Here is a 23,715-nt window from a genome sequence, read left to right as displayed (position 1 = left end):
CTTCCACATACTGGCCATGATCAGCCGTTCGATGAGGGCCCGGACCACCGTGCGGGGCCCGGCACGGGCCCCCGATCCGCTGTTCCGAGCGGCCCGCGCGCCTCGGGCCCACCGCCCTGCGACGCCCCCTCGCATGACGAAGGTCACATGTCGGATCGGCTCTCGCGCGGGCCGCGCAGCTTCCAGAGCCCGGCCGCCGAGGCGAGCACGACCACGCCCGAGACGATGCTCAGGGCTGTTTCGAGACCGTTCCGGTCGACAGTGAAGCCGAGGAAGACGTTGGCGACGAGCGCGGCGGACAGGACGAGCCAGAGCAGGGACTTCATGACGGCGATGCCTCCGTGGTCGGTGATGCGTCCAGCCTGTCGGCCGGGGCGCGCCGCGAGGAGGGAGCGGGCCCCCGTATCGGGGTGCAGCAGGCTGCACCCGTGAGCGGGCGGGCGGCTCGGACCGGGGCGGGCCGGGGGCGGGCAGGCACCCCGAGCCGAGCCGAGGACCGCGCGTTCGGCTGGTGCCCGCGCGTGCGGCCGGGCAGGTGACCGCACGTCCGGCCGGGGACCTCGCGTGCAGCCGGGCCGGGGGACCGCGCGTTCGGCCGGGGGCCCGTGCGTGCAGCCGGCGGAAGGCAACCGTAAGGACCCCGTGAAAACAACGCCGGGGCGGCGGAGTTACCCGTCAGGAACAGGGACACCTCACGTGACGATCAGTCATGATGCCCCCATGACGAAGCCGCGGGGGCGTCGGAGTGGGCAGCCTCCTGACGCATTACGGGCGCTGCACGGTGTTCGCCGGGCCGGGAGCGGCGCCACCCGGGCCGGGAGCGGCGCCACCCGGCCCCGCCCGGCCCCGCCCGCGACGCCGACCCCGCCGACCGTGCCGCCGTCCGGGCCCTCGCTGCCGCGGGCGGCGTATCCGGCGTACGCCCGTTCGGCGTACCCCGCCCCCATGCCCCGGGGGCAGCCCCGCATCCCCAGGGGCACGGGCGACATGCGGCGCTATCTGGCGGTCGGCCTCGACAGCTATCTGTGCCTGCTGGCCGTCGGGCTCCTGGTGCGGTCCTGTCTGAACGCCGGAGGGACCGGGCGCGCGGTCGCCCTGCTGGTCGTCCAGTTGGTCACACTGTCGTTCGCCAATCAGGTGCTGCTGACGATGGCCGTCCGGGCGAGCGCCGGAAAGCTCATCATGGGCGTCCGCGTGATCCGGCTGCCCGACGCGGGCCGGCCGGGATTCCGCGTGCTGGTGCTGCGCTGGCTGTACGGGCTCCTCTGGCTGCCGCGCCAGCCCTGGCGGCGGCTTCGCCGCGGCCAGGGGGCGGCCGGAGGCCCGGAGAGCGCCCCGGGCCGCCCCTCCGCGCCGCACGAGGACCTCGCGGGCGTGCGCCAGGTCCGGTGCAGCGACCTGCGGTCCTACCGGGCGGCGATGGCGGGGCGTCCCGACTGAGCCTGCTCGGCGAAACCTTCAGGTGAGACAGGTGGGAGGGGGCCCTGTCAGCGCCAGTCGCCGGTGATCCAGGCGACGAGGCGGGGGCGGGCCGTGTACGGGTCGCACTCGGCGATCAGCCGGGTGGAGACGAAATCGTGGGTGACGGCCCGCCCGACGTCGCGCGCCACCCGGCTGAAGCCACCGCTGACGTCCCCGGGTTCCCCGATCGTCACCGGGGCGGAGGAAGCGGCTGTGGTCTCCTCTTCGCAGCCGACGTGAGGAAGGGGCTGGCCGAGGTGCCAACCACAGACGAAGACGGCGTACAGGGCGGCGGTGGCGCCCAGGCGGCGCGGAGTAATCCAGGTTATCCAGTGAGACACCTGCGGGAGTGTTCCACGAACCGGTTGCCGGGGAGGCGGCGCACCGGCAGATCACGGTCGGACGGACCCCGCGACCTGAGCCGTCGCATCAGCCGGCGGCGGTACGGGCCCGGCGCCCGACCTGCCGTCACATCAACCGGCGGCGGTACGGGGCCGGTGCCCGACCTGCCGTCACATCAGCCGACGGCGGCACGCGGCCGGTGCCCGACCTGCCATCCCTCAGCGCGGGCAACCACTTCGGCCGGCCCGGCCAAGCAGGCCGCAGCACCGCCGACTTGCCCGCCTCACCACCAGCTTCTCCCTCTCGAAGGCCGCCCCCGGTTCATCGAATCGGTCGTCGGAGATCGCGGAGTCGCGCACCGTGCACCTAGCGGCGGCGCCCCGGGGGAGCCATGACCGCGAGGGAGTTGGCGGCCCGGAACCCGGAACCCGGTATTCGGCGCCTACTGGACGGATCCGGAACGGCAGGCTGTCAGAAAGGCACAGCGGGGCAGCTCATGCCCCGTGGAGGGACCTCCAGGTCCGTGAGGTAGCTGTCCACTGCGCGTTCCATGCAGGGGCCGCTGGTGACGCTGCCGTGACCGTGGCCCTCGTACGTGAGGAGCACACCGCTGCGGCCGAGCTGCCGGGCCACCGAGACCGCCCACGCGTAGCCGGTCGCGGGATCGTGCAGCGCGTTGGACAACAGGATCGGCGGTGCACCGCGCACACGCAGGCGATGCTGCGGGTTGGCGGTCGGCGCGCCCAGACACGCCGCGACCATGTGCACCGGAAGCAGGTAGGGCAGGTCGGGCGCGGTCGTGCGCATCATGGAGACCAGCGAGGCGTACTCCTGGTAGTCGCGCACCGGCAGGCGCCAGTCGGAGCAGAAGACCGGGGTGGCCGGATGCAGCGGCTCTGTCGAGGTGGGCGACGCGGGCAGCGGCCTGCTGGCGCGCATTTTTGCGATCGCCTCGGCCAGGCCCGCGTAGTCGGCCGAATAGAACTTCCGGAACGCCGTCTTGTTGACCAGGTCCGAAGGCGACAGCGAGATGCCCGGTTTCGCCGGGTCCTCCAGCTCACCGCGCCCGGCCCGGTCCAACAGGTCCTGCCAGACGGTGCGGACGTCGAGGCCGTGCAGCGCGCACTCCGCGGCAGCGTCGCACCACTTCACGAACTCCCGGAACGAATCCTCCGCCGTGGCCGCCTCGGACCGCAGGAACTCCCGGGTGGTCGGGACGCTGTGGTCCATGACGCTCTCCAGCACCATCGCGCGCACGCGGCGCGGGTAGGTCTCGGCATACTGGGCGCCGAGCACCGTGCCGTACGAACTGCCGTGGAAGGTCAGCTTCCGCTCGCCGAGGGCAGCCCGGAGAGCGTCCAGGTCCCGGACCGTCTGGGCGGTGTCGAGGTGGTCGAACACCGGTCCGGTCCGGGCCCGGCAATCGGCGCGCAGCCGCCTGTTGTACGCCATGGTGGCATCGAAGTCCGCCTGACTCCTCAGCTCCGGCGACGGCCGATCGGCGAGCAGGTCGTCGGAGCAGACCACTGGGCTGCTGCCGCCCACGCCGCGCGGGTCGAAGCTGACGATGTCGAACCCGCGGCGGACCTCGGAGCTGAACCTGCCGATCCTGTCGACCACCATCTTCACACCCGAGTCGCCCGGGCCGCCGGGGCCGAACACCATCGAGCCGACGCGTGCGCCGGGGTCGGTGGCCTGGCGGCGGGCCACGGCCAGATCGAGTTTCGGCCCGGCGGGACGGGCCCAGTCGACCGGCACGGAAAGAGTGGCGCACTCGGCTCCGGGCTTCGTCGCGGCGTCACACGGCGTCCATCGCAGCACACCGGTGGCGGCGGCCGGCGACGCGTGGGCCGCGGGAGCGGCGGCGAGGCCGGCGCTGACGACCGTGGCCGCTCCCACAGCCAGGGCCATGCCCCGTGCGGCGACGCCCCGCAGCGCGGATCTTCCTCTGGATAACATGAATCCTCCTGGTGCGGGGAGCGGTTGTTCCAGGCGCGCGCCCCCGGACGAGGGCACCATCGTCACGTCAGGTGCGCTGCCGCCGACGCGGTTCCTCTGTCAGGGTTCGGTGGGCTTCCGGGTCACCGTACGGGAGAAGTTCAGCGAGACCGGGCCCTTCCTGCTGGTCGTCTCCGCGCTCTCGCGCTCCATCTTCGGTTTCTCGTTGGCGGCGTAGCGGGCGTCGTCGATGCTCTTCGCCGGTGGAACCGGCTTTATCGGCCTCGTAGAGCTGGGAATATCCCGATTCGGCCACGACGAACGTGTCCCCGTGCATGTTGGCCTGGCTTTCCCCGGCATCGGCCGAAGTTCGCCGCCACCAAGATGTGGACTCCTTAGTACGGTGCGGTCCAAAGGATCTCCGCGGCGTTGTCCGAGCAGATTTCCGTGTATCCAGGAAGGGACAAATCCTCGGCAGTGACGAGGTTTCCATGCTGGAGTGAACGCAACGACCCCGAGCACGTGTACATATTCACCGCACCGGAGTGCTGCTTCGGGCACAGTTCGGTGGGCGGTCAGGCACCCTGTCCGGGGACACGAGGGACGGCACGCCCGGGGTCCGCCGAACGCCGAAGGCGGCGGTCCCGGAGTCTTCCGGGGCCGCCGCCTTCGGGCGGGGACGGGGGGCCGAGGGGATACGGCGGGTGGGTCAGGCCTGGGAGCCGGCCTTCCACTCGGACCAGCTCATGTTCCAGCCGTTGAGACCGTTGTCCGGGGTGATGGTCTTGTCCGGGGAGTTCTTGACGATGACCACGTCGCCGACGAGGGAGTTGTCGTAGAACCAGGCGCCGGGGGCGCTGGAGTCGTTCGCGCCCTTCACGTCGGCGAGGCCCACGCAGCCGTGGCTGGTGTTGGCGTTGCCGAAGATGCCCTTGCCCCAGTAGTTGCCGTGGATGAAGGTGCCCGACGTGGACAGGCGCATGGCGTGCGGCACGTCCTTGATGTCGTACTCACCCTTGCCGTCGTCATCGGTGAAGCCGACGGTGGCGCCGTTCATCCGGGTCTCCTTGTGCTTCTCGGAGATCACCATCTGACCGTTGTACGTGGGGTTCTCCGGGGAGCCCGCGGAGATCGGGATCGTCTTGATCGTCTTGCCGTCGCGGGTGACCGTCATCGTCTTGGACTTCACGTCGACGGTGGAGACCTGGTTACGGCCGACCTTGAAGGTCACGGTCTTCTGCTGGACGCCGAAGACGCCGTCCGCACCCTCGACGCCGTCGAGGGCCAGCTTCAGGGTGACGGTGGAGCCGCCCTGCCAGTAGTTCTCCGGGCGCAGGTCCAGGCGCTGGGAGTTGAACCAGTGGCCGACGACCTCCTGGCCGCTGCTGGAGGTCACGGTGATGCCGTCCTGGACGGCCTTCTTGTCCGTGATCTCCTTGTTGAAGTTGATCGAGACGGGCATCCCGACGCCGACCGTGGAGCCGTCCTCGGGGGTGAAGTTCCCGATGAAGCTGTTGTCGGGCGAGACGGTCGTGAAGGAGCTGTTCTCGTGGGCCTCGCGGCCCTTCGAGTCGGTCGCCGTGGCGTCGATCTTGTACGTGGTGGACCGCTCCAGCTGGCCCGCGGGCTTCCAGCTGGACCCGTCGGCCGCCAGGGTGCCCTCGACCGGGGTGCCGTCCGCCGTGGTCATGACGACCTTGGTCAGCTTGCCCTTGGCGACGGTGACCTGGGCCGCGTTGTTGATACTGGCGTTGGTCGCGCGGTCCTTCGGCTCGATCGCTATCTGCGCGTCGGAGGCGTCCGCGGCTGCCGCCTTGTCCACCTCCTGCTGCGACGATTCCGAACTCCCGGCATTCGTCTTTCCGCCCTTGTCGCCGTCGTCGCTACAGGCCGAAAGCACCAGCACGCCGCCGAGCAGTGCGGACATGGCCATGAGGCCCCTGCGCCGCTTGCTGTCCGTCATCACACGCTTCTCCATCGTTGCCGATTCCCCAGAATCCCCGGACGGGGCCGCCAGGCCGCTATTCCCCGTCAATGTTCCAAGAACACCCGGAAAGGGTGCTCCGTTCCCCATCCATGACAGATGTGGGGAACACCACTCATCGACGCGGCCCCGGCAGTGGCGGTTCCCGTGGCCGGGCCCGCTTTCCCGCCGCGGGTGCGGCGCGGCCCCGGCCCGCCGCCGAGCGGGTCCGGGGCCGGTGTTCTCCGACGTCACACCCGCTGCGCGGGGCCACCGTCCTCGCCGTCGTCCTTCCCATTGTGCGCGACCGCGCCGCCGTATCCCTCCTCGTCGTCCCCGTCCGACGGCAGGAAGAGGTCCTCGTCGCCGTCGTCCGCCTCGTCCCAGCCCTCCGCGTCGGGGTCGTACTCGATGCTCTCGCTGCTCCAGGACGCCTGGGCCAGCTCGACCCCGGGAACCTCGCTGACCAGGTCGAAGGGGTCGACCAGCGAGGCGAGGGCCTCCGCACCGTCTGCCCGGACGGTGGCCTCCGCATGCATCCGTTCCTCGGCGGTGTCGCTCCCGGCGACAGCCGCGACGGGCTCTCCGTACTCGGCGGCGATGGATTCGAGGGCGGTGCCGGTCAGGGCGTCGAGGTCGGTGACCTCCAGCACCATCTCCACACGAAGTCGAACAAACCTGGATGTCTCTTCTGTGCTCATAGGCCGGAGCGTAAGGCCCGGCGAGGCAGCGACTTTCCACCGACCCGCTGCTTTGCTTAGCATCGGCCCACGGGGCTAACTCATGGTTGTCGCAAGGGGATCGAATCTGTGTCCGTCGCTCGTCGCACACTGCTGACCACCACCGCCGCAGGCACCCTGCTGGCCGCTCTCTGGTTCGTCCCGTCGGCCAACGCGACCGATGAGGACGGCGCTCAGGGCACCCCGGCCGCCACGTCCGACCGGGCCCCCGCCGAACAGTCCGCCGGGAGCCCCGACGACGCCTCCGGCGCGCTCCTCGCCGACACCGGGCCGGGTGCGGACACCACCCCGTACCTCATCGGCGGCACGGCCCTGCTGGGGATCGGCGCGGGCTTCGTCACGTACTCGGTACGCCGCTCCGGGCCCGGGGCGCGCCCGGCGCTCTGAGCCTCCCGTACGTACGGCAGTGGGCCCCGCACGATCGTGCGGGGCCCACTGTCGTACGGCCTCCGTGCGTACGGGGGCGGCTCAGGCCAGCGGTCCCGTGACCGGCTCCACGGCCGCGACCAGGCGCCCTTCCCGTACGAACGTGTCGGCGGCGGCCAGGTCCGGCGCGAGGAAGCGGTCCGGGCCCGGGCCCTCGGCGCCGGCGGCCCGCAGCGCGTCCACGGCGGCCTGCGAGGCGGGGGCGGGGGTCAGCCCCTGGGCGGCGCGGATCTCGACGGCGCGGGTCGCGGCGTACAGCTCGACGGCGACGATCCGGGCCAGGTTGTCCACGGCCGTACGGAGTTTGCGCGCGGCGGACCAGCCCATGGAGACGTGGTCCTCCTGCATCGCGGAGGACGGGATGGAGTCGGCGGAGGCGGGGACCGCGAGCCGCTTCATCTCGCTGACCAGGGCGGCCTGGGTGTACTGGGCGATCATCAGGCCCGAGTCGACCCCGGCGTCGTCCGCGAGGAACGGCGGCAGGCCGTGCGAGCGGTTCTTGTCGAGCAGCCGGTCGGTGCGGCGTTCGCAGATGGAGCCGAGGTCGGCGGCGACGATCGCGAGGAAGTCCAGGACGTACGCGACGGGCGCGCCGTGGAAGTTGCCGTTGGACTCGACGCGCCCGTCGGGGAGGACCACGGGATTGTCGACGGAGGAGGCCAGTTCGCGCCCCGCGACGAGCGCCGCGTGGTCGAGGGTGTCGCGGCCCGCGCCGTTGACCTGGGGGGCGCAGCGCACCGAGTAGGCGTCCTGGACCCGGGGCGCGTCGTCCTGGTGATGCCCCGTCAGCCCCGAACCGGCCAGCACCCGCAGCATGTTGTCGGCGCTGACGCCCTGCCCGGGGTGCGGGCGGATGGCGTGCAGCTCGGGGGCGAGGACCTTGTCCGTGCCGAGCAGCGCCTCCAGGGAGAGGGCGGCGGTGATGTCGGCCGAGGTGTAGAGGTTCTTCAGGTCGGCGAGGGCCATGACCAGCATGCCGAGCATGCCGTCGGTGCCGTTGAGGAGGGCCAGTCCCTCCTTCTCGCGGAGCTCGACCGGGCTGATGCCGTGCGCGGCGAGGAGTTCCCCGGCCGGGCGGACGGTGCCGTCGGGGCCCTCCGCGTCGCCCTCGCCCATCAGGGTGAGCGCGCAGTGCGAGAGCGGGGCGAGGTCGCCGGAGCAGCCGAGCGAGCCGTACTCGTGGACGACGGGCGTGATGCCCGCGTTCAGCACGTCGGCCATGGTCTGCGCGACCTCGGGGCGTACGCCGGTGTGGCCCGAGGCGACCGTCTTCAGCCGGAGGAACATCAGCGCGCGGACGACCTCGCGCTCGACGCGGGGGCCCATGCCGGCCGCGTGCGAGCGGACGATGTTGCGCTGGAGCTGCGCCCGCAGTTCCGGGCTGATGTGGCGGCTGGCGAGGGCGCCGAAGCCGGTGGAGACGCCGTAGACCGGCTCGGGCTTGGCGGCGAGCGCGTCCACGATGAGACGGGCGGCGGCCAGGGCTTCCACGGCGGCGGCGGAGAGCTCGACCCGGGCGCCGTGGCGGGCCACGGCGACGACGTCCTCGGCGGTGGTTCCGGACGTTCCCACCACGACAGTGTGCATATCCATATTCAGCAGCGTACGTACTGAAACCCTTCATGTCACTAGTGGTGCGGCCCTGAGCCCCTTACGGGACCGGCGGAGTGCGTGAGCGGCCCCGCGCCGGGACCTGGCGCGCCGCCACCGAGCCGAACGACGCGCCCGCGCCCGCCCGCGCACGGCGCGCACGGCACACCCGGCACACCCGGGCGCACGGCACACCCGGGCTCACGGTCGGTTGCCGCGGAGTCTGCGCCGGTCGTGCGCGGACTTCGGCGGGGAGTCCGCGAGCCGGACGACCTCGCCGTCCCGCCCGGCCACCACCGGGCCCGGCGAGCGGGCGGCCTTGGCCCGGTACTGGGCGGCGTCCGCGAGCCGGAACAGCCGGCGGGCCGAGCGCACCGGGCCGATCGGGTCGCCGGTCGACGCGACCCCGCAGGCGACCCCGTCGCCCAGCTCGATCACCGCCGCCCGGTCGCACAGCTCGGTGGCGACGGCGACCACCGCGTCGGCCGGGGGGCCCGCCGCGAGCAGGCAGAACTCGTCGCCGCCCAGCCGGGCCGCCAGCGCCTCCGGCAGCATCGCCCCGCAGAGCGACAGCACGGAGCCGAAACGTTCCAGCAGACGGTCGCCGATGGCGTGGCCGTGGGTGTCGTTCACCGCCTTGAGACCGTTCAGGTCGCAGACGACGAGGCTGACGACCGTGTCGTCGACACGGTGGCGCTCGACTGCCTCGTCGAGCCGGATGTCGACCGCCCGGCGGTTGGCCAGACCGGTCAGCGGGTCGGTGAAGGCCAGCTTGCGGACCTCCTCCAGACGCTCGGTCTGGGCGATTCCGGAGGCCACGACAGCGGCGAGCACGGTCGCGAAGTCCGCGTCGGCCCGGTCGAACACGGGCCGCCCGGCCGGCCGCGCCACATACAGCTCGCCCCAGGCCCGGCCGTGCAGCACGATCGGCGCGACCACGCAGCAGCCCCGGCCGCGCCGCCGCAGCGCCGCGACCCGCTGGTGGCAGTAGGGGCGGGCGCCGCGCGCCGGACCGCCCGCGCCGGGCTGCCCGTCGGCGGTCTCCACCCACGCGTCGGGCTCTCCACCACCGGCCCACCGCTCATGGAGGAACTCGGTGATCTCCGGGAACTCGTGCACCGGGTAGGCCTCCTCCTCGGGGAACTCCTCCTCCCCCTCGGCCCGCTGCCCCGCGTTCACCAGCACCCGCAGCCTGCCCCGGTCCCGCTCCCACACGGAGAGCGCGGCGAAGCTGCCGCTCAGCGCCTCGCAGGCGCCCAGCGCCGCCGCCCGCCACGATTCGCGCGGCGTGTAGGCCGCGGCCATGGTCTGCGCCAGCGAAACCACGGCCCGCAGCCGCACATCGTCACCACCCATTGCTACAGCTTATGTAGATTTGTTCCCTTTTGATCAATGTGATGCGTAACTAGTTCAACTATTTCCCGGAAGCGCACTCACTCCGCGTAGCCGACGCTCCGGTTCACTCACCGGGCGACTGGCCCGGTTCACTCACCGGGCCAGTCGGGGCGCCGCTTCTCGTTGAACGCCGCCACCCCCTCCGCCCGGTCCCCGGAGAAGGCCACCGACCGCCAGGCCGCGTCCTCCACCTCCAGCCCCGCCCGCAGGTCGAGCCCCTGGCCCAGCCGGAGCGCCTTCTTGGCCGCACGCAGCCCGACCGGCGAGTTGGCGGCGATCCGGCCGCCCAGCGCGAGGGCCTCCTCGCGGTCCCTGCCCGCCTCGACCAGCTCGTCCACCAGGCCCAGTTCGCGCGCCTCGGCGGCCTCGACCCGGCGGGCGCTGAACACCAGCTCGGCGGCGCGCGCCGCCCCCACCCGGCGCGGCAGCAGCTGCGTACCCCCGCCGCCCGGGATGACGCCCACGGACACCTCGGGCAGCCCGACCAGGGCAGTGGTGTCGGCGACGATCACATCGCAGGCGAGGGCGAGCTCGAAGCCGCCACCGAGGGCGAAGCCGTGCACGGCGGCGATCACCGGCATCGGCAGCTCCAGGACCCCGGTGTAGGCGGCGCGCGCGGTGGGCCGCTGACGTACGAGGTCGGCGTCGGTGAAGGAGTTGCGCTCCTTGAGGTCGGCGCCCACGCAGAAGGCCCGTTCGTGGCTGGAGGTCAGGACGGTGGCCCGGACGTCCCGGTCGGCGCCGAGCGCGTCGCAGGCGGCGGCGAGGGAGCGGGCCATGTCGGTGGAGACGGCGTTCATGGCCTTGGGCCGGTCGAGGACCAGCTCGGCGACGTGGTCCTGCCCCTCGTGCCGCCGTACGACGACGAACTCCCCGTACCGCTGCTCGGACGTGACGGTCATGGCTGCACCCCTGTCATGGACGGCCTGTTAACGAGCGTTACCGTCACGGATCCTAGACAGGACGGCGCCGCCCCGACAGGGCGGGACGGCGCGGGGGGCGTGACGACCGGGGCGGGGGCGCGAGGACGGAGGCTCGCCGAAGGGGCGGACCGCGCTCAGGAGCCGGTCTTCCCCCGCCGGGCCAGCAGCCACGGCTCCACCACTCCGAGGCCGCGCACCGGACGCTGCCACATCGGCTGGAGTCCGAAGCGGTACGTGGGCAGCGGCGGCTCGTCGTCGGGCTCGCGGCCCTCCTTCTCGGCGAGCCGGGCCCGTTCGGCGGCGGCCGCGACGGCCTCGGCGGCCTGCGCCTCGGACTCCGGGGCGTCGCCGTGCCGGACCAGTTCCTTGGCGAACGCCCCGTCGACCAGGACGGCGTCCTTCGGCGCTATCGAGGTGAGCCGGCTGGCGAGGTTCACCGTGGTGCCGAAGACATCGCCCATCCGGGTGGTGACCGTGCCGAAGGCGATACCGACGCGCAAGGCGGGCATCGTCTCGTCCTGGGACATCGCCTCGATCAGGCGGAGCGCTATCTCGGCGGCCGTGCCCGCGTCGTCGGCGGCGAACAGGACCTCGTCTCCGAGGGTCTTGATGAGCCGGCCGCCGTGCGCGGCGACCAGGTCGGCGGCGGTTGTCTCGAAGGACTCGACCAGTTCGCCGAGCTCCTCCTCCTCCAGGCGTCGGGTCAGCCGGGTGAAGCCGACCAGGTCCGCGAAGCCGACGGCGAGCCGCCGGTCGACCATCTCCTCGTCGTCCGCGGCCTGCACGACCCGGCCGGTGGCGGCGGCGAGCTGGCGCCGCCACACGTAGACGAGGAACTCCTGGAGCTCCGGGAGCAACAGCTCGACCAGCGGATACGTGACCTCGGTGCGGGTCATGCCGGGCTCGGGCGGCTCGGTCAGCCCCTCCAGGAACGAGTCGATCTGCCACTCCGCCAGCCGGGCGGTGGTCTGCCCCGTGGAGCGGGCGACCTGGATCGCCATCGGCTCGCTGAGCAGCCCTGCCTCGACGAGGCCGGCGAGCCGTCGCAGGGCGAGCACGTCGGCCTCGGTGAGCGCCTTGGCCTGGCCGATGTCGGCGAAGCCCATGGCCCGCCAGAACCGGGAGGCCAGGTCCATGGAGACCCCGGCGGTGCGGGCCGCCTGGAAGGGCGTGTAGCGCCGGTCGGCCCCCAGGATCAGCGCTTCGAGGCGGATGGCGAGGGGGTCGTCGGTCGGCTCCACCGTGTGGTCGACCTCGTGGTGGGGTGTGGCGTGGACCGAGGAGTCCGGCCCGGGCTCCTCACCCGCACCGGACGTCGTGTCGCCGACGGTCACCAGCCGCCTCCTGCCCGTTCCCTGCGCACTGCCCTGCCGATCTGTCGCTGGATCGCCTCAACGATACGGCAGGTGTGCCCCAGCTCACGTCCTTGGCGGCCCGCCCCCGGTGCGTCGCGCGTGACATCCCAGGCATACGCGGTATCCGCCCGTACGCCCGTCGGGGGCGCGGCCCCTCTCAGGTCAGGCCGCCCGCCGCGCCCCGCAGGTGGACGATGTCCCCGGCCGACACCGGCCGCTGGAGTCCGCCCTCGGTGGAGAGGACGAGACGCCCGTCCCCGTCGATCGCGACCGCCTCGCCGACCAGGGCCGTTCCCCCCGGCAGCTCCGCCCGCACGGTCCGGTCCAGCGTCGCGCAGCCCGCCGCGTAGGCGGCCTGGAGCCCGCTCGCGGCCGCGTCGCCGCCGGCCGCCTTCCACTGGCCGTACCAGTGCTCCAGCGATCGCAGGACGGCGCGCAGCAGGGTCTCCCGGTCGGTGGAGACCGCTCCGGCGAGCGCCAGCGACCCGGCGGTGGGGGCGGGCAGCTCGTCGGCGCGGAGCGAGACGTTGATGCCCAGGCCGACGACGATGCCGTCCCCGGCGAACTCGCCGAGGATGCCGCCCGTCTTGCGTTCCTCCCCCTCCACCGAGACCAGCAGATCGTTGGGCCACTTCAGCGACATGTCGACACCCGCCGCCTTCGCGAGCCCGGTCGCGGCGGCGACCCCGGCCAGCAGCGGCACCCACCCCCACCGCTCCGCGGGGATGTCACCGGGCTCCAGGTACACCGAGAGGAACAGCCCGGAGCGGGGCGGTGCGGTCCAGCTCCGCTCCAGCCGTCCACGCCCCGCGGTCTGCTCCTCGGCGACCAGCACCGTGCCCTCGCCCGCCGCTCCGCCGCGGGCCTGCGCGGCGAGGTCGGTGTTGGTCGATCCGGTGGACCCCACGACCTCCAGCGACGTCCACAGCGCGTCCGGCCGCAGCAGTCCGCGCCGCAGCGCGGTCACGTTGAGGGGCGGCCGGTCGAGATCCGACCAGCGGTTGTGTGGCGCATCCGGTGGTGTCATGCAACCCAGCCTAGGTGTGGCAAAGGACGCACTGCCTTTCCGGAGGCGCGCCGATACCCTACGAGTCAGTAGCCAGAGCCGGACTGACAGCTGGCCGTCCCCCCGTGACCGGTGCCAGACGTCGTCCCCGTGACCAGGCAGGGAGCCGCCCCCCGATGTCCGAGCCGCTAAGCGACATCCACACCACCGCGGGCAAGCTCGCGGACCTGACGCGCCGCATCGACGAAGCGACGCACGCCGGTTCGGCCCGCGCGGTCGAGAAGCAGCACGCCAAGGGCAAGCTGACGGCCCGTGAGCGGGTCGGGCTGCTGCTGGACGAGGGCTCCTTCGTGGAGCTCGACGAGTTCGCCCGGCACCGCTCCACCAACTTCGGCATCGAGAAGAACCGCCCGTACGGGGACGGAGTCGTCACCGGTTACGGCACGGTCGACGGCCGCCCGGTCTGCGTGTACTCGCAGGACTTCACGATCTTCGGCGGTTCGCTCGGCGAGGTCTACGGCGAGAAGATCGTCAAGGTCATGGACTTCGCGCTGAAGACCGGCTGTCCGGTCATCGGCATCAACGACGGCGGCGGCGCGCGCATCCAGGAGGGCGTCGCCGCGCTCGGCCTGTTCGCCGAGATCTTCCGCCGCAACGTGCACGCCTCCGGGGTGATCCCGCAGATCTCGCTGATCGTCGGCCCGTGCGCGGGCGGTGCGGTCTACTCCCCCGCGATCACCGACTTCACGGTGATGGTCGACCAGACCTCGCACATGTTCATCACCGGCCCCGACGTCATCAAGACGGTCACCGGCGAGGACGTCGGCTTCGAGGAGCTGGGCGGCGCCCGTACGCACAACACCACCTCCGGGGTGGCGCACCACATGGCGGGCGACGAGAAGGACGCCATCGAGTACGTCAAGTCGCTGCTGTCCTACCTCCCGTCGAACAACCTCTCCGAGGCCCCGGCCTTCCCGGAGGAGGCGGACCTCGCCACCACCGACGAGGACCGCGAGCTGGACACGCTCATCCCGGACTCGGCGAACCAGCCGTACGACATGCACACCGCGATCGAGCACGTGCTGGACGACGGCGAGTTCCTGGAGACCCAGGCCCTGTTCGCGCCGAACATCATCACGGGCTTCGGCCGGGTCGAGGGCCACCCGGTCGGCATCGTCGCCAACCAGCCGATGCAGTTCGCCGGCTGTCTGGACATCAACGCCAGCGAGAAGGCGGCCCGCTTCGTCCGCACCTGCGACGCGTTCAACGTCCCCGTCGTCACCTTCGTGGACGTGCCGGGCTTCCTGCCGGGCGTGGACCAGGAGTACGGCGGCATCATCCGGCGCGGCGCGAAGCTGATCTACGCCTACGCGGAGGCGACGGTCCCGCTGATCACCGTCATCACCCGCAAGGCGTTCGGCGGGGCGTACGACGTGATGGGCTCCAAGCACCTGGGCGCCGACCTGAACCTCGCCTGGCCGACCGCGCAGATCGCCGTCATGGGGGCGCAGGGCGCGGTGAACATCCTGCACCGCCGCGCCATCGCCGCCGCCGAGGACCCGGACGCGACGCGGGCCGAGCTGATGGCGGACTACGAGGACGCGCTGCTCAATCCGTACGTGGCGGCCGAGCGCGGCTACGTCGACGCGGTGATCATGCCGTCCGACACCCGGGCCCACATCGTCAAGGGGCTGCGTCAACTGCGGACGAAGCGGGAAACCCTGCCTCCGAAGAAGCACGGCAACATCCCGCTCTAGCAGCCGTACGCCCGCCCGTTCGCAGAAAGGTCCGCCCATGATCAAGGTCGTACGGGGCAACCCCACCCCGGAGGAGCTGGCCGCCGCGCTGGCGGTGGTCCGGGCGCGCGCCGCGGCGGCGTCCGCCGTCTCGTCCGGCGCGCCGCTGCCGCCCGAGCAGTGGTCCGACCCGGGACGCATCGCCCGCACCGGCCGCCCTCGTCCGGGCCCCCGCGCCTGGGCCCGGACGTACTGGCCGGCCTGAGCCGCCGGACCGGCCGCGAGCCGCCCCCGTCCCGATCGGGGGCGGCTTTGAGTACCTGTACTCAGGCGTGGGGGCGGGCGGCGCAGCAGGATCGGGAGCATGCTGTGGTCCGACCCCGAGAACAAGCCGCCGAAGGAACTGCGCGACGCCCAGGCCATGCTGCGCAGAGCGGGCGTCCTGCTGGCGCTGGCGATGCTGGTGGCGATGTTCGTGCTCGGCATCCGCTGAGCGGCGGGCCCTCGGCTCCCCGGCCCCCACGGGCCCTTCTACGATGGCGCGCATGACTGATCAGCGCCGTCTCGTGCTCGCCTCCGCCTCCCCCGCCCGTCTCGGTCTGCTGCGCCAGGCCGGGTTCGCCCCCGAGGTGATCGTCAGCGGGGTGGACGAGGACGCGCTGAGCGCGCCGACCCCCGCCGAGCTGGCGCTCGTCCTGGCCCGGGCCAAGGCGGCGGCGGTCGCGGAGCGCCCCGAGGCGGCGGGCGCCCTGGTCATCGGCTGCGACTCGGTACTGGAGCTGGACGGCGAGGCGCTGGGCAAGCCGGCCGACGCCGAGGAGGCCACCGCCCGCTGGAAGTCGATGCGTGGCCGGTCGGGTGTCCTGCGGACCGGGCACAGCGTGATCGACACAGCCTCCGGCCGTACGGCGTCGGCGACGGCGTCCACGGTCGTACGGTTCGGCGAGCCGAGCGACGCCGAGGTCGCCGCGTACGTGGCCTCGGGCGAACCGCTCCATGTCGCGGGGGCGTTCACGCTGGACGGCCGCTCGGCCCCGTTCGTCGACTCCATCGAGGGCGACCACGGCAATGTCATCGGGCTCTCGCTGCCGCTGCTGCGCCGGCTGCTGGGCGAACTGGACGTCTCCGTGACGGAGCTGTGGGTCTGAGCCACGGTGGGCCCGGTGCGGGTTCTAGGCGGTCCGGGCCGCCGCCGGGCCGGCCTCGTCGCTCACGCCGTCCTCGGCCCGGGGCCCGGGCCCGTACGCCAGCAGCGTGAACACCAGCAGGGCGAGCACGAGCATCATGAACGCGAAGGCGCCCCAGCCCACCAGGCCGACGGTGACCGCGCCGAGGACGCCGTGCACGACCGCGCAGCCGATCAGGGTGACGCGTCCGAGGCGCCCCGGGGCACGGTCGCGGGCCCCGGCCAGCAGGGCGACCAGCCCGCACAGGACCAGCAGCAGCCCGAAGACGCCGCCCATCACCCAGGTGCCGGTGGACATGGCGTCCGGGTCCAGACCGGCGAGCGACATGTTCTGGTTCTCGGCGACCGTGGCCAGGACGGCGTTGATGAGCACGATGCCCACCGCCTCCCCGGACAGCACGAGCGCGGTCGCGATCGCCACCCATCTGCGCATGACCGTTCCACCCCCTGTTACCTGCAGTACGTGCGTAGCGCGGACCCTACTCACGGGTATTCCGTCGGACAAGAGGTGCGACAGGGACGGGACGGGCCCGTGCGCCGGGCAAAGAATGTCGCGGCCGTTCGTAGGGACTCCACAAAGAAACACCGTGAGGCGTTGACCCTAAAGACAGAGACCTGCACCACACCGGCTGGTTACTGTGCGGTGGAGGATCGCGGCGTACCGTGGTGCCACAAGGGATTTCACTACTGGGGCAAGCCTCGGATCACACTCCGTGTGGGCAAGCTCACCATTGGGGACGGGTCGTACGGCCGTGTCGGTAGTCCCTAAACTCAGCTTGTTTCGAGGAGGGAGTCATCGTGCGCAAGGTGCTCATCGCCAACCGTGGCGAAATCGCTGTCCGCGTTGCTCGGGCGTGCCGGGACGCGGGGATCGCGAGCGTCGCGGTCTACGCCGAGCCGGACCGGGACGCGCTGCATGTCCGGGCGGCGGACGAGGCGTTCGCCCTGGGCGGTGACACCCCGGCCGCCAGCTATCTGGACATGGCCAAGGTGCTGCGGGCCGCGGCGGATTCGGGGGCGGACGCGGTCCACCCCGGTTACGGATTCCTGTCGGAGAACGCGGAGTTCGCCCAGGCCGTCCTGGACGCCGGGCTGACCTGGATCGGCCCGCCGCCGCAGGCCATCCGCGACCTCGGCGACAAGGTTGCCGCCCGGCACATCGCCCAGCGCGCGGGCGCCCCGCTGGTGGCCGGCACCCCGGACCCGGTCTCCGGGTCCGACGAGGTCGTCGCGTTCGCCGAGCGGAACGGACTGCCGATCGCGATCAAGGCCGCCTTCGGTGGCGGCGGTCGCGGCCTGAAGGTGGCCCGCACGCTGGAGGAGATCCCGGAGCTGTACGACTCCGCGGTCCGCGAGGCCGTGGCGGCGTTCGGCCGGGGCGAGTGCTTCGTCGAGCGCTACCTCGACAAGCCGCGCCACGTGGAGACCCAGTGCCTGGCCGACACCCACGGCAACGTGGTCGTCGTCTCCACCCGTGACTGTTCGCTCCAGCGCCGCCACCAGAAGCTCGTGGAGGAGGCCCCGGCCCCCTTCCTGAGCCAGGCGCAGAACGAGGAGCTGTACGCGGCGTCGAAGGCGATCCTGAAGGAAGCCGGCTACGTCGGCGCCGGCACGGTCGAGTTCCTCGTCGGCGTCGACGGAACCATCTCGTTCCTGGAGGTCAACACCCGCCTCCAGGTCGAGCACCCCGTCACCGAAGAGGTCACGGGCATCGACCTCGTACGCGAGATGTTCCGCATCGCCGACGGCGAGGAGCTCGGCTACGACGACCCCGCCGTGCGCGGTCACTCCTTCGAGTTCCGTATCAACGGCGAGGACCCGGGCCGCGGCTTCCTGCCCGCCCCCGGCACCGTCACCACCTTCGCCCCGCCGACCGGCCCCGGCGTCCGCCTCGACGCGGGCGTCGAGTCGGGCAGCGTGATCGGCCCCGCCTGGGACTCCCTGCTCGCCAAGCTCATCGTGACCGGCGCGACCCGCGAGCAGGCGCTCCAGCGCGCCGCCCGCGCGCTGGCGGAGTTCACCGTCGAGGGCATGGCCACCGCCATCCCCTTCCACCGTGCCGTCGTCGCGGACCCCGCCTTCACGGCGGACCCGTTCACCGTCCACACGCGGTGGATCGAGACCGAGTTCGTCAACGACATCAAGCCCTTCGCCGCCCCCGCGGACGCGGACGCGGAGGACGAGGCCGGACGGGAGACCGTCGTCGTCGAGGTCGGCGGCAAGCGCCTGGAGGTGTCGCTGCCGTCCTCGCTGGGCATGTCGCTGGCCCGCACCGGCCTCGCCGCCGGTGCGAAGCCCAAGCGCCGCGCCGCGAAGAAGGCCGGCTCCGCCGCCTCGGGCGACAGCCTCGCCTCGCCCATGCAGGGCACCATCGTCAAGATCGCGGTGGAGGAGGGCCAGGAGGTCAAGGAGGGCGACCTCGTCGTCGTCCTGGAGGCCATGAAGATGGAGCAGCCGCTCAACGCGCACCGCTCCGGCACCGTCAAGGGCCTCGCCGCCGAGGTCGGCGCCTCCGTCACCTCCGGCGCCCTGATCTGCGAGATCAAGGACTGACCGCCCGGCACGCCCCGAAGGGCCCGGTCCACGTCGTGACGACGCGGGCCGGGCCCTTCGGCACAGTGGCATCCTGGAACCCACGAGGGTCCGAGGACCGAGGGAGGGGCGGAAGCCATGGCAGGGGCGATCCCGATGGAGACGAGCACGGCACAGGCGCCGGCCCGGCCGATGCGCGCGGACGCGCGCCGGAACCACGACCGGCTGGTGGGTGAGGCCCGCAGGTCCTTCGCCGAGCACGGTACGGACGCGTCGCTGGAGGACATCGCCCGGCGGGCGGGTGTGGGCATCGGCACCCTCTACCGGCACTTCCCGAACCGGGACGCCCTGATGAACGCGGTCTTCCAGGACGCCCTGTGCTCGCTCCTGGACCGCTCCCGGGAGCTGGCGGCGGCGGAAGCCCCGTGCCGGGCGCTGGTGGACTGGCTGGGCGCGATCGTCACTCATGCGGGTGAGTACCGCGGCCTGGCCCACGGCCTGATGTCCGCCTCGCGCAACGAGACCTCGGCCCTCGCGCAGTGCCATCTGCCGCTCCGGGAGGCGGGCGCGGGGCTGCTGCGCCGGGCCCAGGAGAGCGGGTCGGTGCGGGCCGACGTCTCGATCGACGATCTGCTCCAGCTCACCAACGCGATCGCGCTGGCAGCCGAGCAGTCGCCCGACGACCCGGAGTTGGCGGAGCGGCTGCTGCGGCTGACGCTGCGCGGGCTGAAGTAGCGGGTCCTGCGGCGGCAGATCAAACCCCTCCGGCGTCTGAGGAGCGGGGGCTCGGGGGCAGCGCCCCCGACGCGGGCCTAACGCCGCCGCAGGTCCGCCACCCGGGCCCGCTGCTCGCCGGGCACGTCCGCCAAGGCGGAGGCACTGCGGAGCTGCGGCCCGAGACCGCCGTTCTGCGTGCGCCGCTGGCCGGGGAGCGGCATCTCCCGGCGGGGCTGACGCCCCGGAGGGCCGCCGTCCCCGCCGGACGCGTCCGCGCCCGGACCGGCCACCGTGATCTCCACACCCTGGTCCGCCAGGGACTGGAGCTCGGCGGCGGCCCGCTCGTCGTGGAGCGGGGGCTCGTCCGTCACCAGACGGGTGATCAGCTCGGTGGGCACCGTCTGGAACATGGTGTCCGAGCCGAGCTTGGTGTGGTCCGCCAGGACGACCACCTCCGCGGCGGCCTGTACGAGAGCCCGGTCGACGCTGGCCGAGAGCATGTTGGAGGTGGACAGGCCGCGCTCCGCCGTGAGGCCGCTCCCGGAGAGGAAGGCCCGGGAGACCCGCAGCCCCTGGAGGGACTGCTCGGCCCCGCTGCCCACCAGCGCGTAGTTGCTCCCGCGCAGGGTGCCGCCGGTCATGACGACTTCCACCCGGTTGGCGTGGGCCAACGCCTGGGCCACCAGCAGGGAGTTGGTGACGACGGTCAGACCGGGGACCCGCGCGAGCCGGCGGGCCAGCTCCTGCGTGGTCGTGCCGGCGCCGACCACGATGGCCTCGCCCTCGCCGACGAGGCTTGCGGCGAGGTCGGCGATAGCGGTCTTCTCCGCGGTGGAGAGATGGGATTTCTGCGGAAAGCCGGACTCCCGCGTGAAACCGCCCGGCAAGACCGCACCGCCGTGCCGGCGGTCGAGGAGTCCTTCTGCCTCCAGTGCCCGCACGTCCCGCCGTACGGTCACTTCGGAGGTCTGGACGACGCGGGCGAGCTCACGGAGCGATACCGCCCCGTTGGCACGCACCATTTCGAGGATCAATTGACGACGTTCTGCAGCGAACACGAAACTGACAGTAACCTGGCCGCCGGTGAGTTTTCAGCAGTTTGCGCCGAATAACAGAAGTTGTACTTCAAAGGGGCCTCCAAGTGGTATAGGAGGCCCCTCTGTTGTTCAGCAGTGATCGTCAGGCGGTCGTCAGGCGGTCCTCGCACCGCCCGGACTGCCGCCAGGTGGCGGCGAGATGCCGGAAATGCCGCTCTTCCCGGGCTCTCAGTCCTCGCCCGTGAGCTTGCGGGTGTGCAGCTGCCGGGCCACTTCGGCGATCGATCCGGACAGGGACGGGTACACGGTGAACGCGTTGGCGATCTGCTCCACCGTCAGGTTGTTGTCGACCGCGATCGAGATGGGGTGGATCAGCTCGCTGGCGCGCGGGGCGACCACGCAGCCGCCGACCACGATCCCCGTACCGGGACGGCAGAAGATCTTGACGAAGCCGTCGCGGATGCCCTGCATCTTGGCGCGCGGATTGCGCAGCAGCGGCAGCTTCACCACCCGGGCCTCGATCTTGCCCGCGTCGACCTCGGCCTGGCTGTAGCCGACGGTGGCGATCTCCGGGTCGGTGAAGACGTTGGCGGAGACGGCCTTGAGGTTCAGCGGGGCGACCGCGTCGCCCAGGAAGTGGTACATCGCGATGCGGCCCTGCATCGCGGCGACCGAGGCCAGCGCGAAGATCCCGGTGACGTCACCGGCCGCGTAGACGCCGGGGGCGCTGGTGCGCGAGACCCGGTCGGTGAGGACGTGCCCGGAGTCCTTGAGCCGTACGCCGGCCTCCTCCAGGCCCATGCCCGCGGTGTTCGGGATCGCGCCGACCGCCATCAGGCAGTGCGAGCCGCTGATGACCCGGCCGTCGGCCAGCGTCACCTCGACCCGGTCGCCGACACGCTTGGCGGACTGGGCGCGGGAGCGGGCCATGACGTTCATCCCGCGGCGGCGGAAGACGTCCTCCAGGACGGCCGCGGCGTCCGGGTCCTCGCCGGGCAGCACCCGGTCCCGGGAGGAGACGAGGGTGACGCGCGAGCCGAGCGCCTGGTAGGCCCCGGCGAACTCGGCTCCGGTGACACCGGAGCCGACGACGATGAGCTCCTCGGGAAGCTCGTCGAGGTCGTAGACCTGGGTCCAGTTCAGGATGCGCTCGCCGTCCGGCTGCGCGTCCGGGATCTCCCGGGGGCGGCCACCGGTCGCTATCAGCACGGCGTCGGCGGTTAGCCGCTCCTCGGTGCCGTCGGCGGCGGTGACGACGACCTGGCGGGACCCGTCGGCGGCCTGGAGCCCGTCGAGCCGGCCCCGGCCGCGCATCACGCGGGCACCGGCCCGGGTGACCGAGGCGGTGATGTCGTGGGACTGGGCGAGCGCGAGGCGCTTGACCCTGCGGTTGACCTTGCCGAGGTCCACGCCGACGACCCGGGCGGCCTGCTCCACGTGCGGGGTGTCGTCGGCGACGATGATGCCCAGCTCCTCGTACGAGGAGTCGAAGGTGGTCATCACCTCGGCCGTGGCGATCAGGGTCTTCGAGGGCACGCAGTCGGTGAGGACCGAGGCCCCGCCCAGACCGTCGCAGTCGACGACGGTCACCTCCGCGCCGAGCTGGGCGCCCACCAGGGCTGCTTCGTAGCCGCCGGGGCCGCCGCCGATGATCACGATCCGGGTCACGAAAAGTCCGCCTCGCGTTGTGTAACCCGCGGCCGTCTGCCGCCCCGGCCGGGGGTCCGGGGGATCGCCCCGGGGGAATGCAGTACGTACTCCATTGTCCCGCACGCGCCAAAGGGCTTCGCCCCGGGGCCCTCCATACGGGAAAGAAGGCGTCCGCCGCAGGGGAACGAGCCGTCAAGCACGGGGCCGCGGACCCGCCGCGCACTCCCCCGACCGGGGCCTTCGTCACAGGAACCGCCGCTCCCGCGCCCACCTCCCGTACCCTCGGTCCCATGTCGCTCTACGCCGCGTACGCCGGCAACCTCGACGCGCGGCTCATGACTCGCCGCGCCCCGCATTCACCGATGCGCAGCACCGGCTGGCTCAACGGCTGGCGGCTGACCTTCGGCGGGGAGCAGATGGGCTGGGAGGGGGCGCTGGCCACCGTGGTGGAGGCTCCGCGCTCCCAGGTCTTCGTCGCGCTGTACGACCTGGCGCCGATGGACGAGGACTCGATGGACCGCTGGGAGGGTGTCGGGCTCGACATCTACCGGCGGATGCGCGTGCGCGTGCACACCCTGGACGGTGAGGAGCCGGCCTGGATGTACGTGCTGAACGGGTACGAGGGCGGGCTGCCCTCGGCCCGCTATCTGGGCGAGATCGCGGACGCCGCGGAATCCTCCGGCGCACCGCACGACTACGTGATGGAACTGCGCAAGCGTCCCTGCTGACCAGGGCGGACCAGGGCCCGGTCACGCCGTCTTCGTGCAAAAGCACAAGGACCCGCGACGCGTCTTTGCGCCCGGACATCTACGCGCGTAGGGATTCAGCGGTTACGCTCGTCCGCGTGAACGCATCAGTTATTCCGGACAACATCCAGGGCGACCCGCAGGCCGCCGCCGCCGGGGCCGCCGCCCGCCTGCGCGAGCTGACCGGCGCCGAGACCCATGACGTCGCCCTGGTCATGGGCTCCGGCTGGGCGCCCGCGGGCGAAGCACTCGGCGTCCCGGAGGCCGAGTTCCCCGTGACCGAGCTGCCCGGCTTCCCGGCGCCCGCCGTCGAGGGCCACGGCGGCACGGTCCGCTCGTACAGGATCGGCGAGAAGCGCGCGCTGGTCTTCCTCGGCCGCACGCACTACTACGAGGGCCGGGGCGTCGCCGCCGTCGCGCACGGGGTCCGTACGGCGGTGGCCGCGGGCTGCGGGACCGTCATCCTGACGAACGGCTGCGGCGGTCTGCGCGAGGGCATGCGCCCGGGACAGCCGGTCCTGATCAGCGACCACATCAACCTGACGGCCGCCTCCCCGATCATCGGCGCCAACTTCGTCGACCTGACCGACCTGTACTCCCCGCGGCTGCGCGCGCTGTGCAAGGAGATCGACGCCACCCTCGAGGAGGGCGTCTACGTCCAGCTCCCCGGCCCGCACTACGAGACCCCGGCCGAGATCAACATGGTCCGGGTCATGGGCGGCGACCTGGTGGGCATGTCCACGGTCCTGGAGGCCATCGCGGCCCGGGAGGCGGGCGCCGAGGTGCTCGGACTCTCCCTCGTCACCAACCTGGCGGCGGGCATGTCCGGAGAACCCCTCAACCATGAGGAGGTCCTCCAGGCCGGCCGCGACTCGGCGACCCGGATGGGCGCGCTGCTGGCGAGGGTGCTGGAGCGCGTCTAGGCCGTGCCACGGCCGGCCCGGTTGCGCATTTTCAGCCCGCCCGGTTGCG

The 23,715-nt window shown here is 72.3% G+C and carries 24 protein-coding genes; 11 read left to right on the top strand and 13 right to left on the bottom strand.

Translation table 11 applies throughout. The annotated features are described in order from the left end of the window. Positions 1–143: 143 nt before the first annotated feature. Complete coding sequence (locus tag PSQ21_RS23370) at positions 144–326, bottom strand: hypothetical protein (protein ID WP_274032702.1); 183 nt, start codon at positions 324–326, stop codon at positions 144–146. 661 nt (positions 327–987) lie between these two features. Between PSQ21_RS23370 and PSQ21_RS23365 the strand changes: the two genes are divergently transcribed. After that, positions 988–1,440: an RDD family protein gene (locus PSQ21_RS23365; protein WP_274035897.1), complete on the top strand. Its 453-nt coding sequence runs from the start codon at positions 988–990 to the stop codon at positions 1,438–1,440. Between the two features lie 47 nt (positions 1,441–1,487). Here PSQ21_RS23365 and PSQ21_RS23360 read toward each other — a convergent pair whose 3' ends face one another. Together PSQ21_RS23360 and PSQ21_RS23355 are read right to left on the bottom strand one after the other, a co-directional pair. Then, the gene (locus PSQ21_RS23360) at positions 1,488–1,802 is read right to left on the bottom strand and encodes a hypothetical protein (protein ID WP_274032700.1); all 315 of its coding nucleotides are present in this window, start codon (positions 1,800–1,802) and stop codon (positions 1,488–1,490) included. A gap of 472 nt (positions 1,803–2,274) precedes the next feature. Beyond that, positions 2,275–3,762 (bottom strand): alpha/beta hydrolase, encoded by a 1,488-nt coding sequence (locus PSQ21_RS23355; protein WP_274032699.1) that lies wholly within the window; start codon positions 3,760–3,762, stop codon positions 2,275–2,277. Here PSQ21_RS23355 and PSQ21_RS23350 point away from each other — a divergent pair. Further along, a complete protein-coding gene (locus PSQ21_RS23350; RefSeq protein WP_274032697.1) occupies positions 3,761–3,979 on the top strand; it encodes a hypothetical protein in 219 nt (72 codons plus the stop codon). The two genes, PSQ21_RS23355 and PSQ21_RS23350, sit on opposite strands and share 2 nt — an antisense overlap. A gap of 471 nt (positions 3,980–4,450) precedes the next feature. On the opposite strand, the gene PSQ21_RS23345 is transcribed toward PSQ21_RS23350, so the two are convergent. Continuing rightward, on the bottom strand, positions 4,451–5,719 hold the full coding sequence (locus PSQ21_RS23345; RefSeq protein WP_274032695.1) for a L,D-transpeptidase: 1,269 nt from the start codon (positions 5,717–5,719) through the stop codon (positions 4,451–4,453). Positions 5,720–5,955: 236 nt separating this feature from the next. Continuing rightward, positions 5,956–6,405 carry a hypothetical protein gene (locus tag PSQ21_RS23340; protein ID WP_274032693.1) on the bottom strand — a complete coding sequence of 150 codons (450 nt, stop codon included), beginning with the start codon at positions 6,403–6,405 and terminating at the stop codon, positions 5,956–5,958. Between the two features lie 108 nt (positions 6,406–6,513). On the opposite strand from PSQ21_RS23340, the gene PSQ21_RS23335 reads away from it, so the two are divergent. Then, positions 6,514–6,831, top strand: a complete 318-nt coding sequence (locus PSQ21_RS23335; RefSeq protein WP_274032691.1) for a hypothetical protein — start codon at positions 6,514–6,516, stop codon at positions 6,829–6,831. Between the two features lie 81 nt (positions 6,832–6,912). Here PSQ21_RS23335 and hutH read toward each other — a convergent pair whose 3' ends face one another. The 5 genes from hutH to PSQ21_RS23310 form a co-directional block, all read right to left on the bottom strand. Then, on the bottom strand, positions 6,913–8,463 hold the full coding sequence (gene hutH / locus PSQ21_RS23330; protein WP_274032689.1) for a histidine ammonia-lyase: 1,551 nt from the start codon (positions 8,461–8,463) through the stop codon (positions 6,913–6,915). 198 nt (positions 8,464–8,661) lie between these two features. Continuing rightward, the gene (locus PSQ21_RS23325; protein WP_274032687.1) at positions 8,662–9,816 is read right to left on the bottom strand and encodes a GGDEF domain-containing protein; all 1,155 of its coding nucleotides are present in this window, start codon (positions 9,814–9,816) and stop codon (positions 8,662–8,664) included. Between the two features lie 128 nt (positions 9,817–9,944). After that, positions 9,945–10,757 carry an enoyl-CoA hydratase/isomerase family protein gene (locus PSQ21_RS23320; protein ID WP_274032686.1) on the bottom strand — a complete coding sequence of 271 codons (813 nt, stop codon included), beginning with the start codon at positions 10,755–10,757 and terminating at the stop codon, positions 9,945–9,947. A gap of 155 nt (positions 10,758–10,912) precedes the next feature. Continuing rightward, a complete protein-coding gene (locus PSQ21_RS23315) occupies positions 10,913–12,112 on the bottom strand; it encodes an adenylate/guanylate cyclase domain-containing protein (RefSeq protein WP_274032684.1) in 1,200 nt (399 codons plus the stop codon). A gap of 178 nt (positions 12,113–12,290) precedes the next feature. Next, positions 12,291–13,160, bottom strand: a complete 870-nt coding sequence (locus tag PSQ21_RS23310; RefSeq protein WP_274032682.1) for a biotin--[acetyl-CoA-carboxylase] ligase — start codon at positions 13,158–13,160, stop codon at positions 12,291–12,293. 155 nt (positions 13,161–13,315) lie between these two features. Here PSQ21_RS23310 and PSQ21_RS23305 point away from each other — a divergent pair, with 155 nt between their 5' ends. The 4 genes from PSQ21_RS23305 (at position 13,316) to PSQ21_RS23290 (ending at position 16,023) form a co-directional block, all read left to right on the top strand. Further along, on the top strand, positions 13,316–14,896 hold the full coding sequence (locus tag PSQ21_RS23305; protein WP_274032680.1) for an acyl-CoA carboxylase subunit beta: 1,581 nt from the start codon (positions 13,316–13,318) through the stop codon (positions 14,894–14,896). A gap of 37 nt (positions 14,897–14,933) precedes the next feature. Next, a complete protein-coding gene (locus PSQ21_RS23300) occupies positions 14,934–15,140 on the top strand; it encodes an acyl-CoA carboxylase epsilon subunit (protein WP_030086852.1) in 207 nt (68 codons plus the stop codon). Positions 15,141–15,239: 99 nt separating this feature from the next. After that, on the top strand, positions 15,240–15,368 hold the full coding sequence (gene mmpB / locus PSQ21_RS23295) for a morphogenic membrane protein MmpB (protein ID WP_274032677.1): 129 nt from the start codon (positions 15,240–15,242) through the stop codon (positions 15,366–15,368). Between the two features lie 43 nt (positions 15,369–15,411). Then, a complete protein-coding gene (locus tag PSQ21_RS23290) occupies positions 15,412–16,023 on the top strand; it encodes a nucleoside triphosphate pyrophosphatase (protein ID WP_047178448.1) in 612 nt (203 codons plus the stop codon). Positions 16,024–16,047: 24 nt separating this feature from the next. On the opposite strand, the gene PSQ21_RS23285 is transcribed toward PSQ21_RS23290, so the two are convergent. Next, complete coding sequence (locus PSQ21_RS23285) at positions 16,048–16,494, bottom strand: hypothetical protein (protein WP_274032674.1); 447 nt, start codon at positions 16,492–16,494, stop codon at positions 16,048–16,050. A gap of 365 nt (positions 16,495–16,859) precedes the next feature. Here PSQ21_RS23285 and PSQ21_RS23280 point away from each other — a divergent pair, with 365 nt between their 5' ends. Both PSQ21_RS23280 and PSQ21_RS23275 read left to right on the top strand, forming a co-directional pair. Further along, on the top strand, positions 16,860–18,614 hold the full coding sequence (locus tag PSQ21_RS23280; RefSeq protein WP_274032673.1) for an acetyl/propionyl/methylcrotonyl-CoA carboxylase subunit alpha: 1,755 nt from the start codon (positions 16,860–16,862) through the stop codon (positions 18,612–18,614). Positions 18,615–18,749: 135 nt separating this feature from the next. Further along, complete coding sequence (locus tag PSQ21_RS23275; RefSeq protein WP_443334427.1) at positions 18,750–19,328, top strand: TetR/AcrR family transcriptional regulator; 579 nt, start codon at positions 18,750–18,752, stop codon at positions 19,326–19,328. 77 nt (positions 19,329–19,405) lie between these two features. Here PSQ21_RS23275 and PSQ21_RS23270 read toward each other — a convergent pair whose 3' ends face one another. Next, the gene (locus PSQ21_RS23270; RefSeq protein WP_274032671.1) at positions 19,406–20,368 is read right to left on the bottom strand and encodes a DeoR/GlpR family DNA-binding transcription regulator; all 963 of its coding nucleotides are present in this window, start codon (positions 20,366–20,368) and stop codon (positions 19,406–19,408) included. Positions 20,369–20,575: 207 nt separating this feature from the next. Beyond that, positions 20,576–22,015 carry an NAD(P)H-quinone dehydrogenase gene (locus PSQ21_RS23265; RefSeq protein ID WP_274032670.1) on the bottom strand — a complete coding sequence of 480 codons (1,440 nt, stop codon included), beginning with the start codon at positions 22,013–22,015 and terminating at the stop codon, positions 20,576–20,578. Positions 22,016–22,287: 272 nt separating this feature from the next. On the opposite strand from PSQ21_RS23265, the gene PSQ21_RS23260 reads away from it, so the two are divergent. Beyond that, on the top strand, positions 22,288–22,725 hold the full coding sequence (locus PSQ21_RS23260; protein WP_097866233.1) for a gamma-glutamylcyclotransferase: 438 nt from the start codon (positions 22,288–22,290) through the stop codon (positions 22,723–22,725). Between the two features lie 116 nt (positions 22,726–22,841). Beyond that, positions 22,842–23,666: a purine-nucleoside phosphorylase gene (locus tag PSQ21_RS23255; RefSeq protein ID WP_274032669.1), complete on the top strand. Its 825-nt coding sequence runs from the start codon at positions 22,842–22,844 to the stop codon at positions 23,664–23,666. Positions 23,667–23,715: the final 49 nt, after the last annotated feature.

Origin of the sequence: Streptomyces sp. MMBL 11-1 (assembly GCF_028622875.1) — a bacterium.
GTDB lineage: Bacteria > Actinomycetota > Actinomycetes > Streptomycetales > Streptomycetaceae > Streptomyces.
This window is presented reverse-complemented; position numbering and strand designations above follow the sequence as displayed.